Here is a 14,068-nt window from a genome sequence, read left to right as displayed (position 1 = left end):
GCGGGATGCCGCGGTGCGCCGGGCGCGCGGAGCGCGCGGCGGTGGCAGGCGCGGCCGCAGGCGTGGCAGCTGAGGGCGCAGGCGCGGGGGCCGCCGAGCGCGCCGGAAGCCGCGTGAGGGCGCACGCATCCTGCGCGCGCGCGGCGCGCGGGATGCGTGCGTTCTGTTGGCGGGAGGCTGACATCAGCTCGTTTTCCTGCTTCACCTGCGTTTCCTGTTGATCCCCCTGTATGCTCTGGGGGTATGTTACCAGAGGATGGGCGCTTGTAAACGCCGACGTTGCTCGGTGCCAGACAAACCGCAGATTATCTAAGGGGGGAGGGGTGACAGAGCGGGGAAGAAGGCGGGTCTGAATCGCCCTCGGGCTCCTCCCGGCTGTCTCCCTGACCGCTTCGCGCCTGCGGTCCCTTGCGCGCCAGGTGACGCCTTGACGGGTCGCGAAGCTCGATTGAACAGATGACGAGGTTATACTGATATTGCTTACTTATATATGGCATAATAAAGAAAGTTATGCTTTGAGTAAGGTTAAGGTGGCGCCTTGACGGCTTTCGCCTTGACGTGCGGGATTGCGCGCATGCCTTATGCGCATGAATTTGGGAGAGGGGCACACGTGCTCGAGGCGCTGCAGGACAACGCGCTTTTCGTATGCGGCATCGCGGCTCTTGCGGTGGCGGCCATCCTCTTCTGCGCCACGCTCTCGATCATTCGCCGTGCCGGTGGCTTTCCGGGCAGCTCGGGGAGGAGCTGTTCGGGCGGCGCCGCGCGCTCCGCGGGCGCGGGCCATGCGCATGCCGGCTCGTTCCTCAGGTCCGTTGACCAGGCCGGTGACGAGGCGCTCATCCTCTACGACAAGTCTGCCCATCGCGTGGCCTGCTCCTCGGCCGTCGAGCGCGTCTTGGGAATCGACTCCCGTGCGCTGGAGACTGACGTCGAGGCGTTTGCCCGCGCCGTTGCCCACGACTCGCTGCTCGATCTGCGCGAGGCCCTCGAGGGTTGGAACGGGGCAAGCCCCTTCGAGGCCGAGTTCTCCTTCAGCGACGAGGCGGTGGCGCGCATCACGCCCGAGACCCCTGACGTGCCGCGCTGGGGCGTGCTGCGCGTGGTGCCGTGCGGCGAGGGCAAGGTGCTCGTCTCCGTGCGCGACATCACGTCGTCCCACAACATGCGCTGCGAGCTCGTCGAGCAGCGCGAGCGCGCCGAGTCGGGCGAGCGCGCCAAGCTCATGTTCCTGTCGAACATGAGCCACGAGATCCGCACGCCCATGAACGGCATCATGGGCACGCTGTCGCTCGCGAAGCTGCACCTCAACGACGCCAGCCTCATGGAGGGCTACCTCACGCAGGCCGACGACCTGCTGAAGTACCTGCTCTCGGTCATCAACGACGTGCTCGACATCTCCAAGATTGACAACGACAAACTCGAGATCGAGCGGCGCTGCTTCGACCTGACCAACGTCATCCGCTCCGAGCAGAGCATCTTCGGCGAGATGATCGCCGCGAAGGGCATCAGCTTCGAGGTGAGCGTCGACCCGCTGCCGACCCCCTACGTCCTCGGCGACGAGCTGCGTCTGACCCAGGTCATCACGAACCTGCTCTCGAACTCGCAGAAGTTCACCAACCCGGGCGGCACCATCACGCTGTCGCTGCGGTGCATGCAGGTCTCCGACGGCGTTCTGCACGTGGCGTTCGTGGAGTCCGACACGGGCAAGGGCATGTCGCCGGAGTTCCTCGTGGACTTGTTCAACCCCTTCTCGCAGGAGGATCGCTCGATCTCGCGGCGCTTCGGCGGCACAGGTTTGGGCATGGCCATCACCGACCAGCTCACGCGCCTCATGGGAGGCCAGATCTCGGTTGAGTCCGAGGTGGGCGTGGGCACCACCTTCGAGATCCACCTGGGGCTTCCCATCGCCTCCGAGGAGGAGGTGGCGGCCTACCTGGCGTCGGGCGAGGTGTCCGTGAGCGAGCTCACCCCGGACAACGGCGGCTTCAAGCTGGCAGGCAGCACCATCCTGCTCGCCGAGGACAACGTGCTCAACGCGAGCATCGCGATCGACATGCTCGAGGAGCTCGGCGCTCAGGTGGAACATGCTGCCGACGGCGTGGCGGCATGCGAGATCTTCGAGCGCAGCGAGCCCGATCACTTCGACGTCGTCCTCATGGACGTGCAGATGCCCAACCGCAACGGCTGGGAGGCCGCGCAGTACATCCGCGCGCTCTCGCGTCCCGACGCGCAGACCACGCCGATCTTCGCGCTGTCGGCCGACGCCTACATGGAGGACAAGCGCCACTCGCGCGAGGTGGGCATGAACGGGCACATCTCGAAGCCTGTTGAGTTCGAGCAGCTCGAGCATCTGATCAACGCAGAGCTTGCCATGAGCATGCAGAGGGGTGTCATGCATGTTTAAATCGATCGCAGGTTATCTTTCGGGCCACGCGACGCAGGTCGCGGGGACTGCTGCGGGCTTCATGCTTGCGGGCATGGTGGGCTATGTGGCGTTCTCCGGCTCGTTCGGCGCCGACTTCTTCGACGAGATGGCCTGGCAGCAGAGCATCTACGAGAACAGCCAGGCGTTCGGCGCCGTGTCGTACCAGGTGGGCGAGGTTGACGGGTCGGACAACCGCATCCACGAGGACGAAGGCGAAGACGAGGGCTTGAGCAACGAGCCCATCTCGCCTGAGGCCGATGCGCATCCCTCGGAGCAGATGGCCACCGTCATCAGCGATACCGTCGCAACAGACGCCGGCACGCTGGTGGGCGACGACACCGTCGTCGTGGATGATCCGAGCAATCCCGATGCTCCGGTCGTTCCCGGCGGCTCGGGCGAAGGCGGAGGGCCTGGCGGCAACGCTCCTGGTTCCGGCGGCGAGGGCGGCAACACGCCCCCGCCCCTGAGCGAGGAGCAGCAGGGGCAGCTCCCTGCGCACGAGGACTATGTGGACGAGGTCGGCAACGTCTTGCTGCGCATTGAAGCCGAGGTGCCGCCGAATTGGTCGTTCGCCATAGGCGAGACGTACGATCCCGAAGGCGTCACGGTCACCGCCGTCTACCTGCAGCCCGACGGGACGGAGCTGAGGCGGGAGCTTTCCTACGGCGGGGAGGACGGCTACGAGGCGTTCTTATCCCCTACGTGGAAGAACGGCCAGCACGACGCGACGTTTGCCTACAAGGACAAAAGAGACTACAAGCCCTTCACGGTCATGGGAAAGCGATTCACCGTGGCGTATGGCGTAGAGGCCCTGGACGGGAGCGGTCAGCTCAGGGAGTTCTCAGCCGAGCTCCCGGGTCCTTTGGACGAGCCGCTTGCCTCCGTCGCCGAGAGCATCCAGGCTGAGGCCGTTCCGCATGACGTCGTAGGAGGTTTTTTCACCGACCTCTCCGACGCGCAGCGGTTCATGGTCACGGTCTTGGGCCAGTCGGACGCAGAGGCCGCGTTCTCGAAGGGGGATGTGAACCAACAGTCGGTGGTGTTCCTCGAGCCGCTTGACGCGGGGCCGAACGTGGACCTGAAAAAAATGGTGACCGGCTTTCGGTTGACGAACTCCGGGGAGGATCCGCTTATCTACTTGGCGAGCGTAGAGGACGGGCAGTCGTCGACGCGGAGCGTCGTCTCGGTCGTCGAAGACGTCCCCGAAGGGTTCGGCGTCCGCCGCGTGGAAGGAACTGAAAAAGGGCGCTTCCTGGGAGACCAGGTGCTCGTGGCTTACCGGGGCACCGACGAGCAGATCGAGATCCCCATGGGCGTTACCAAGGTGGCGCTCGAGGAGGAGAACGCGAGCGTGCGCGAGCTCGTCGTCCCTGAGAGCGTGATCGACGTGGACTTTGGGAGCATCACCCGATGCTTCCCCAACTTGGAGCGCATCAGCGTCTCGGGCAACACCCAGACGTACGGGTCGCTGTTCGGCGTGCTGTACAGCGCGGACGGCACGCGCATGCTCTACGTGCCGCCCAGGCACAAGGACATGGTCAGTGACGGCAGATCGTGGTACGTGGGCGTGACGAACATTGCGCAGGGCGCCTTCTCGGGATGCAGCATAGCCAACGTTTCCGTTCCCGCCTCGGTCACCCTGCTCGAGGAAGGCTGCTTCAAGGACGCCGCCATCGCCTCGCTGAGCTTCGAGGGGCAGGCGCCTGTCGAAGGCATGGCGTCTTCGGGCTATCGGGGCGACTTCTTCGTTCCCGCCTCGCCTTATGACGCGCTGTGCAAGCAGTGGGTGGCGTCGCTCGGTGCGGCGGCGTCCCTTGACGCGGAAGACGCCCTGCGCGTCGGGGTGCGTGGCGAGCCCTCGCAGGATGGCGGTTCGGGCGCGGGCGCCGTTGATCCCGGAGCGTATGTCTATGACGCGGACCGCGGCGTCGTCGTCCCGAAGTCAGATCCAGACGTGCTTGCGGGCATCCCGCTTGCGGCGCCGAAGACCTATGTCATGCCCGAGGGCATGACCGCTGTTGGAGCGGGCGCTTTCGCCACGGCTCCTCACGTGCGCGAGGTTGTGGTCGCGCAGAGCGTGCAGGAGCTTCGCCAGGACAGCCTCGCCGGCATGGGCGAGGTGGAGCGCATCACGCTTCCTGGCGACGATGTGGTCTCCATCGACAAGGACGCGTTCGGCTCAGAAGGCGTCCCCGACATAGAGGTTTTCGTCCCCGCAGCCCTCTTTGGCCCGTATCTGGAAGCATGGGGAAGCGTGCTGGGGCGCGATGTCGCAGAGGAGCTGCTCGTGCCTACGGAAGGCATGTTCCTCCGCACGGGGGGCGCGCTGTACCAGGTGCTCGACGAGGATGCCCCCGAAACCTCCGCGCTGCGGCTCGTCGAGGTGCAGCGCGAGGGGCGGACGTTCTTCGAGCCTGACGGACGTACGGTCGAGATCGCCGACGGAGCCTTCGCGGGATGCGAGTCGCTCGAGATCGTCCATCTGCCTGCATCGGTGCGTAACGTCGGCGCGAACGTCTTCGACGGCTGCGGGAAGCTCGAGTCGGTTCTGGCGAGCGGCGCGCTCGAGGCGTTTGACGTGGGTGGCGCCACCCTGTACCAGCCCGGGGCGGGCATATCGTACGACTACGATGCCCAGACGGGGGTGCTCTACGCGAAAGGCCCTGGCAGCGAGCTCACCTTGGTCAACGTCCCCACTGACGCCTCGAGCTTGACGGTGCGCGCGGGCACGGCCCGCTTGGGCGACTACGCGCTGAGGGGATGCTCCGCCCTCGGCTCCTCGCTGGCGTTCGCGTCGCCCGAGACGCTCATCTCGATCGGCGCGCACTGCTTCGAGGGCTGCTCATCCCTCGAGTCAGCCGACTTCACCGCGTTCACCTCGCTCGAGACGGTGGGCGAGGCGGCGTTCGCGAGCTGCACGGCGTTGCAGGGCGCATGGCTGCCCGACTCCGTCACCGAGGTGGGGAAGGCCGCGTTCTCCGAATGCTCGTCGCTGCTCCAGTTCAAGGCCCGCGGCTTGTCTGAGCTGAGAGACCAGACGTTCGCGCGGTGCACCGCGCTTCTGCTCATCGACGCCCCTCAGGTGACGGCGGTGGGGGATGAGTGCTTCTACCGTTGCGAGGAGCTCGAGCTCATTGAGGGTTCGGTGAAGAAGGATCCTCAGACGAAGGCTGGCGAGGAGCCGGGGTCTGGCCAGGAGGCCGACCAAGGAGCCGAAGCGGGGTCTGCCCAGGGAACCGAGGCGGAGGACGCCTACGGGGACTCCCTTGACCTCGATGCACTCACGTGGGTGGGAGATCGCGCGTTCGCCTACTGCCTGTCGTTCGGCCAGAGCCAGACCAGGACGCTTGACCTGGGCGCGGTTGAGCACATAGGCGCCCAGGCGTTCATGGGGTGTCCGGCGCTGAGGACCGTGGTGCTGCCCGAGTCGCTCACCGAGCTGGGCGAGGAGGCGTTCCGCGACTGCCTGGCGATCACCACGGTGAAAGCGCAGAGCTCGCTTGCCACCATCGGACGCTACTGCTTCTACGGGTGCGTGAACCTGTCCGGCGTCGAGCTGGGCGAGAAGCAGATGCAAGCGCTTGAGGTGGTGGGCGCATGCGCGTTCGCGAATTGCGACATGCTCGAGCGCCTTGACCTCTCGGGCTGCCCGAACCTCGCCTACTTGGGTGATCGAGCGTTCGAGGGCTGCGACGGCCTTCTGCGCATAACGCTTCCCGCGGCCTTGACGAAGGTGTCCGACGGCTGCTTCTCCAACTGCCCGAACCTGTCCATCGTCGAGCTCGCCTCAAGCACCCCCACGTCGCTCGGCGCCAAGGTGTTCGGCGACACGCCGCCTCAGTACCTGCTCATCTGGGTTCCCGACCAGCAGGCGTATGAGCGCTACCTCGGCGCATACGAGCAAGCGCTCGACCCTGACTACGGCGCGGGGTACGCGCTTGAGGTTCTGGCGGTGCGCAGCGAGACGTCTGAGACGTTGCGCGGCATCACCTACGAGTCGACCGACGAGGGATGGGTCATCACCGATGCGATGGAGAACCTGTCGGGCCATGTGATGATCGCGAGCAGCGTGACGGCGATCGCGCCCGAGGCGTTTGCGGGCTGCGATGAGCTCGAGGGCATCCAATACGAGTTCGGGGCGACCATCTCCTTGGGCGACCGCGCGTTCGAGGGGTGTGAGGGCCTCACGACGGTCCAGCTCAACGGCTCTATTCCCAACTGGGGCGACAGCGTGTTCGCCAACTGCACGAGCCTTGCCGACGTCCGCATCGGCGGAACGACGGGCGACTACATCGACCATGTGGGGCCGCGCGCGTTCGCGAACTGCACGGCGCTGGGGAGGGCGGCCTTCTACTCGTCAGTCGGGTCGATCGACGAGGAGGCGTTCGTCAACTGTACGGGCCTTGCGGGCATAGCGTCGGCCGCAGGCTTCAGGGAGAACCTGAAGGCTGTGGGTGATCGCGCCTTCATGGGCTCGGGGCTCACGGTGTGCCCCGTCAGCTCGAGGTTCCCGGGGCTTGAGACCATCGGCGCGCAGGCGTTCTATGACTGCGACTCGCTCAAGAGCGGAACTGTCCCGGCGAACGTGACGTCGGTTGGCGAGGCGTGCTTCGCGGAATGCGACAAGCTGAGCGCGGTGAGCTTCTACGCTGCGCTGGAGGAGTACCCGAAGGACTGCTTCAAGAACTGCGTGAGCCTCACGCGCACGGGCGGCACGGCGGCGGCTCTCGGCGCGCTCAAGCGCATCGGCGAGGGCGCGTACGCGGGATGCACGTCGCTGACGGCGAATGACAAATGGACGCCGGGGAAGTACACGGCGCTGGAGAGCATCGGCGACAGGGCCTTCGCAGGCGCGTTCAAGCACGCGGACGCCCCCTATTCGTTCGCGTTGGCGAGCTCGCTCGCGTCCGTCGGCGCGAACGCGTTCGACGGGTGCGTGGGGCTGGCCTCCATCGAGCTGAAGTCGGCGCCGGCGCTCGGTGCGAACGCGTTTGCGAACATGGCGAAAGACTTCAAGCTGAAGGTGCCCGACGGGACGTATGACGCCTACCTGCCGGTGCTCTCCGCCTCGGTCGGCGAGGAAGCCGCACGTGGCATGCTGTTCGACGAGGCTGCGGCTGCCGCAGCTGCAGCCGCGGCGAAAGAGGCGGAAGAAGCCGCAGCCGCTGCGGCGAGCGAGCCTGCTGAGGACGCGGCAGCTGCGGCGAGCGAGGCTGCTGAGGACGCGGCAGCCGCCGAGGGCACTGCAGCCTCAAGCGCAGCCGACGAGGCGAGCGCGGCGGCCGAGAGCGCGGCGGCTGCGAACGCGGAGGGGGCTGCGGGCGGTAGCGCTGACGCACCTGATGCGGGCGAACCTGCCGCGGCGAGCGCCGGCGAGCCGAACGGCGCTGCGGCAGCTGATGGCGCTGCCTCAACGGGCGGCGCCGACTCATCGCATGCCGTTGCTGCGCCTGACGGGGCTTCGGCAGCCGCCGAAGCCGACCGCGCGTCCGAAGGAGCTGGGGCCTCGCCTTCCGCCACCCGTTCCGCTGAGCCTACTGAGGGGGAGACCGCATGATAATCAAGAAGAACGAGCAGATCATCCGCGAGGTGGGCAAGGCCATCGTGGGCAAGGACGACGTGATCCGCAAGGTGCTCATGGCCATCTACGCGGGCGGGCACATCCTGCTCGAGGACACGCCGGGCGTGGGCAAGACCACGCTGGCGCTCGCGTTCTCGCGCGCGCTCGGCCTCGACTTCCGCCGCGTGCAGTTCACGCCCGACACCATGCCCTCCGACATCACGGGCTTCAGCATGTACAACAAGCAGACCGACTCCTTCGAGTTCAAGATGGGCGCGGTCGGCTGCAACCTGCTCCTCGGCGACGAGATCAACCGCACCTCGGCCAAGACGCAGGCGGCGCTGCTCGAGGTGATGGAGGAGCAGTGTGTCACCGTTGACGGCGTGACGCATCACATCCCCAAGCCGTTCATCGTCATTGCCACGCAGAACCCCATGGGCTCGGCGGGAACGCAGCCGCTTCCCGACTCGCAGCTTGACCGCTTCATGGTGCAGCTGTCCATCGGGTACCCCAGCCACGACATGCAGATCCGCATGATCGAGGAGCAGCTGGCCTCGACGCCGCTCGATGACGTGCGCGAGGTGGCCACGCGCGATGATCTGTTCATGATCCAGCACTACCTGACCACCATCCGCGTGTCGCACGAGATCATGGACTACGCCGTGCGCCTGTGCGAGGCCACGCGCACCATGCCGCTCGTGCAGCTCGGCGTGAGCCCGCGCGGCGTGCTGACGCTCGTGCGCATGGCACGCGCGTCGGCGGTGCTCTCCGACCGCGACTACGTGACGCCCGACGACGTGCTCTACGTGCTCAAGGACGTGTGCGCGCACCGCATGACCATGCGCCCGCAGGCGCGCATCGACGGCGTGACGGCGGCTGACGTGCTCGACGAGGTCATCGAGATGGTGCCTGCTCCTACGTTGGGCTCCCCGATGCTGCGCTAGGGGCGCGCGAGTCTCCCATGTTGAAGAACCGCGTCGCATCTGTGCTCGTCATCGTGCTGGCCGCGATGATCCACTTCTGGGCGGACAGCTCCCTGTCGCTGGCGTTTCTGCTGGCGTCGGTTGCCGTGCCCGTCGTCTTGCTTGCGCAGCTGCGCCTCGCGGCGTCGTTTACGCACGTGGCGGTTGACGTGGAGCCCTCCTACCAGATCGGCGAGGAGCGCGCCGTCAGCCTGCGCCTCGAGCGGGGGCTCCCGCTGTGTTTGGCCGTGGTCTCGCTGCGCGTGCGCGTTGCGAACTGCGTGTTCGACACGGAAGAGGAGCATGAGGTGGAGGCGGCGGTCAGCACGCGGCACTCCACGTGCAGCCTGTCCGTGCTGCCCGATCGCTACGGTCGTATGCTCGTGGAGGCGCGTGACGCGCGCCTGACCGACCCGCTGGGGCTGTTCGTCGCGCATCTGCCGCTCGACCTGAGCTGCGAGAGCGTGATGCGCCCGATGCGCGTGCGCACGGAGGTGCTGCTCTCGCAGACGCCGCAGGCGCACGTGTTCGGCGACTCGTTCGACAACACGAAGAGCGGCCATGACGTGGGCGAGGTGTTCGACGTGCGCGAGTACGTCCCCGGCGACTCTCTGGCGAGCATCCACTGGAAGCTCTCGACGAAGTTCGACGCGCTGATCGCGCGGCAGTTCTCGCGTCCGGCTGACTACGACGTGGCGCTCGTAGCCTGCGGTTGCAGGGAGGCGTCCGACGAGACGTGCAACGGCGTGGCTTCCGTGGCGCTCTCGCTCTCTGAGGCGCTGCTGCGCGCGGGCGTGTTCCACGATGCGGGCTTTCTGCATGAGCAGCAGGTGAGCTGCCATCTGGTCGATGACGTCGCGACGCACGCGGCGTTCTCGGACGGTTTGCTCTCGACGCCGCTCTCGCCTTCGGCACGCGAGGTGTCGCAGGTCCTGGCAGGGGAGACGCTTTCCGAGCGCTTCACGAAGGTCATCCTGGTGACGTGCTTCTACGACGAGGCCACCTGGGCCGACCTCGCGCAGACGGTTGACTTGACGGTGGTCGTGGTGACGGACGACGAGCTTGCGGGCTCCGCGAGCTCGGTCAGCGAGCGCTACGGGCTCTTCACGCTGCGGGCGAAGGGGGTGGCCGACCATGAGCATCGCATCACGCTCTGACGCCGCGCGCGAACGCGCGGGCGCGGTTGGCGGGCGCGCGGGCGGCGTGACCGCTGGCCTTGCTGGCGGGCATGCGGGCGCGTACGCGTCACGCGTGCTTGAGATGCTGGCAGCCGCCCTGCTGGCCGCAGGCATGGTGCTTGCCGTGCTGGTGGCTCCGTGGCCTGTGCATGTCGTGGCCGCGGGCGTGTTCTCCGCCGTGCTCGTGACGGTGCTGCTGGCCTCGGCGCGGCCTTTGCGCGTGGCATACGGTGTGATCGCGGTGCTTGCGGTGCTCGCGCTGGTGATGCTCCTCGTCATGGGAGGCTCTTTGCTGCGCGTGGCGGGCGCAGGCTTGGCGAACGTGTTCATCGACGCGTGGAACGCCCAGGTGGACGGCTATGTGCTGCACTTTGCGGTGACGGGCGTCCCTGAGGCGGCGGCTTTGGCGTTCGCCGTGTTCGCGGGCTTGGCCGCAGGCCTGCTGGCGCATGTGATATGCGCGTGCCGTCTCGCGCTTGCGGCAGGCGCCGTTTCGGCGCTGCTCGTCGTGGCGGGGCTGTTCCTGCAGACGCTTGGCGCCCCCGCCTTCGGCTGCCTGACCCTCGGGGGCCTGGTGCTGGTGAGCTGCTGCTCCCGCCGCGCCGACATGCCGCCGCGCGCCACGCTTTCCTTCGCCATTACGACAACCGTCGTTACGGGCATGGTGCTGTTCGTGTGCGCGGGCTATCGGGGAAGCGCGGGGCTGCATGCGGCGAAGGAAGACGCCGTGGCCGCTGTTGACGAGCTGCGCTTCGGGTCAGACACGCTGCCCCAAGGCGATCTCGCTGCCGCGCATGCGATGAACGTGGCGCCGGGTGAGCAGCCGGCCGAGCGCCTCGAGGTGAGCTTCGCCGATGCTGACGCCGTGCGCAGGTCCGAGCCGCTCTACCTGCGCGGGTTCGCGGGTGCGACGTACACGGGGACGGCGTTCGAGCGCCTGCGGCCTGCGGACTACGAAGGCGACTGGACGGGGCTGTTCAATTGGCTTGACGCGCGCGGCTTCGACGCGCTGTCCCAGTACGCGGCCTACCGTGCGCTCGATGACGCGGAGGAGGGCGGCGTTGCCGGCACCTCTGACGTGACGGTGCGCGCGCTCGGTGCGTACCAGCGGTACGCGTATGCGCCGACGTCTGCCACGGCGAGCGGCCCGGGTGCGCTGCTCGACCTGTACCGCACGACGGACCGGCTCGGCGGCAACGAGAGCTCGACGTTCGAGGTGGTGACCGACGCGCAGATGGCTGAGGTGACGGCGCCGGGCGGCTGGGTGTACGAGGAGGCGGCTGCGCTTGATGCGGACGTGGATGCCGCCGCACCTGCGGAGGATGACCTCGCCGCCCGCGAGCAGGACTTCCTGCGCAGCGAGGTGGCGTACCGGTCCTTCGTTCGCGATCGCTACCTCGAGGTCCCCGATGCGGTGGCGCCCGCCGTCGAGCAGTTCTTTTTCGCCGACGACACGTGGGACGCCGAGGACGGCACGCTGTACGCGGCGTCCACGCGCATTCGCACGATGCTCGACGTGAGCTGCGACTACAACGGGCAGGGCGTGCAGTTCGCGCCTGCGGGCGCGCAGCCGGCCGACTACGTGACGTGGTTTCTGGAGGACGCCCGCGAGGGTAACGCGGCGGCGTTTGCGAGCGCCGCGGTGCTCGCCTTCCGCCAAGTGGGCATTCCCGCGCGCTACGTGGAGGGCTACCTGCTCGACGAGGACGCGCTCGGGCGCATGGGGGCGGCGAGCGAGACTTCGTGCACGCTTGACGAGGGCGACGCGCACGCGTGGGCTGAGGTGTACGTCGACGGCGCGGGGTGGATGCCCGTCGAGGTGACGCCGGGGTTCTACGACCGCGTCTACGGGTCGGGCGAGACGGTCGAGATCGCGCGCGAGGTGGCGGGCGGCGGCGACGATGACGCGAACACGGGCTCGACGGGCGAGGGAGCGCCGGACTGGACCGAGCTTCTGCCCGAGGAGCTGCGCCCCTTCGCCTGGATCGGCCTGGTGCTTCTGTGCATGATCGAGCTTCTGTGCGTGATGGGCGTGCTCGAGCTGCAGCGCCTGGCGCGCCTGCGCCTGCGCAGCGCGCGCCTGCGCCGTGCGTGCGAGCACGGCGCGGCGTCGGCGCTTTTGTTCGAGCGCTTGGAGCGGCTTGCGGCTGACGCGGGCGTGGACCTTGGCGGCCTGAAGCCGCGCGAGCGCACGGGCGCGCTCGCGCAGGCGCGCCCCGAGGTGCATCCGTCCGAGTGCCTGCGCGCGATCGCCCTCATGGAGCGCGAGCGCTACGGGCAGGTGCCGCTTCGGGACTTCGAGGTGCGCATCGTCGAGTCCCTGCTCGAGAAGCTCGAGGCCGGCAACTGGCAGCGCGCGAGCCTGCCGCGGCGCCTCGTCTACCGGTATGCCGCCCTCTACCTCATCCCGCTCGCCCGCTTCCGCGCGCCCCGCGCGTAGCGCGAGGGGAGGCGGGGGCGCTGCGGGCCGCGTGCGCCTTGGGCTGCGTGCGCGCCGTCGCTCCCGCGCGCCCTCCCGCGAGTGACCAACGGCGCGGATGTTCTCGCCGCGGCTTATTCTTTCAGCGGTATAATGAGCTTCGATGCACGGAGGCGCGCGCGGGTTTTCGCGCGCCTGTTTCGAAAGGGGAGTTATGCCTGAGATGATTTCGCTCGAGGAGGCGGTCGAGCTCGTCCTGTCGCACGTGGAGCCGCTACCCGTCGAGCGCGTTTCCATCCTGGACGCCATCGGCCGCGTGGCTGCCGAGGACCTGCGCAGCGACATCGACGTGGCGCCGTTCGCCCACGCGGCCATGGACGGCTTCGCGCTGCACGCGTCCGACATCGCGGCGGCGAGCGAGGAGGCGCCCGTCAACCTGGCGGTCATCGCCGAGATCGGCGCGGGGAGCGTGTACGAGGGCGCCATCGAGCCGGGCGAGTGCGTGCGCATCATGACGGGCGCGCCGCTGCCGGCCGACGCTGACGCCGTGGTGAAGTACGAGATCGTCGGCGTGGTCGAGGGTGACGGCAAGCCGGGCTCGGTCGTGTCGTTCGCTTCTCCGACCAAGGTGGGATCCAACATCCGCCCCGCGGGCGAGGAGGCGCGCGCCGGCGAGGTCATCGTGGGCGCCGGCGAGGTCATCAGCAGCGCGGGCGTGGGCTTCCTCGCCGGCTGCGGCGTGCTCGAGCTCGCTACGTACCGCCGTCCGAAGGTGGCCGTCATCGCCACGGGCAGCGAGCTCGTCGACCCGAGCGAGGTTCCCGCGGCGGGCAAGATCCGCAACTCCAACAGCTACGCCATGGCGGCCTGCGCCAAGCAGGCGGGCGCTGTGCCCACCATCCTCCCCATCGTGGAGGACACCTACGAGGCGCTCGAGGCGGCGGTCCTCGCCGCTGCCGACGCGTTCGACTTCGTGGTGACCACGGGCGGCGCCGCCAACGGCGACTTCGACTTCATCAAGCCCGTGGTGGAGGGCACCGGCGAGCTCTACATGACCACGGTGAACATGCGCCCGGGCAAGGCGCAGACGTTCGGTCTGGTGAAGGGCACGCCGGTGTTCGGCCTGCCGGGCAACCCGGCCGCGGCCTACTGCGGCTTCGAGATGATCATCCGCCCGGCGCTGCGCAAGATGCAGGGGTACAGCTGCCTTGCGCACCCGCACGTGATGGCCGCGCTGTCGAAGGACGTGCGGAAGAAGGACCCGCGCCGCATCCTCATGCGCTCCACGCTCACGAAGGACGAGGCGGGCGCCTACGTGGTCACGCCTGCGAAGAACCAGAGCTCGGGGCTGTTCGGCGTCATCCAGAAGAGCAACTGCATGGCCGTGATGCCCGAGGGCATGGAGTCGAAGGCGGCGGGCGATTTGGTGGAATGCTTCCTGCTCGACGTACCCGAGGAAGTGGCGATCTAGGGGCATTTCGCTTGCCTTTGCGGAACGATATCCAACTTTGAACGATAGGAGAC

General features: G+C 67.8%; 7 protein-coding genes. 6 read left to right on the top strand and 1 reads right to left on the bottom strand.

Annotated features, from left to right (window positions below):
• Positions 1–205: hypothetical protein (locus G7Y50_RS11890; RefSeq protein WP_206214751.1), on the bottom strand; the 205-nt coding region annotated here is incomplete at its 3' end.
• Positions 206–610: 405 nt separating this feature from the next.
• Between G7Y50_RS11890 and G7Y50_RS03445 the strand changes: the two genes are divergently transcribed.
• From G7Y50_RS03445 to glp, 6 genes are all read left to right on the top strand, one after another.
• Entirely contained in the window at positions 611–2,404 is a 1,794-nt protein-coding gene (locus tag G7Y50_RS03445) for an ATP-binding protein (protein ID WP_165056318.1), read from the top strand.
• Positions 2,397–7,982, top strand: coding sequence for a leucine-rich repeat domain-containing protein (locus G7Y50_RS03440; RefSeq protein WP_165056322.1), 5,586 nt, complete (start codon positions 2,397–2,399; stop codon positions 7,980–7,982). The genes G7Y50_RS03445 and G7Y50_RS03440 overlap by 8 nt, the downstream gene beginning before the upstream one ends.
• Positions 7,979–8,929, top strand: a complete 951-nt coding sequence (locus G7Y50_RS03435; RefSeq protein ID WP_165056325.1) for a MoxR family ATPase — start codon at positions 7,979–7,981, stop codon at positions 8,927–8,929. Before G7Y50_RS03440 ends, G7Y50_RS03435 begins: the two co-directional genes overlap by 4 nt.
• A 17-nt stretch (positions 8,930–8,946) precedes the next feature.
• Positions 8,947–10,104 carry a DUF58 domain-containing protein gene (locus G7Y50_RS03430; protein WP_165056328.1) on the top strand — a complete coding sequence of 386 codons (1,158 nt, stop codon included), beginning with the start codon at positions 8,947–8,949 and terminating at the stop codon, positions 10,102–10,104.
• Positions 10,082–12,565 carry a transglutaminase family protein gene (locus G7Y50_RS03425; RefSeq protein WP_165056330.1) on the top strand — a complete coding sequence of 828 codons (2,484 nt, stop codon included), beginning with the start codon at positions 10,082–10,084 and terminating at the stop codon, positions 12,563–12,565. Before G7Y50_RS03430 ends, G7Y50_RS03425 begins: the two co-directional genes overlap by 23 nt.
• 193 nt (positions 12,566–12,758) lie before the next feature.
• Positions 12,759–14,015 carry a gephyrin-like molybdotransferase Glp gene (gene glp, locus G7Y50_RS03420; protein ID WP_165056333.1) on the top strand — a complete coding sequence of 419 codons (1,257 nt, stop codon included), beginning with the start codon at positions 12,759–12,761 and terminating at the stop codon, positions 14,013–14,015.
• Positions 14,016–14,068: the final 53 nt, after the last annotated feature.

Source organism: Adlercreutzia sp. ZJ176 (assembly GCF_011038975.1).
Lineage (GTDB): Bacteria > Actinomycetota > Coriobacteriia > Coriobacteriales > Eggerthellaceae > CAAEEV01.
The sequence above is the reverse complement of the archived record's forward strand: the minus strand, read 5'-3'. Positions and strand labels throughout refer to the sequence as shown.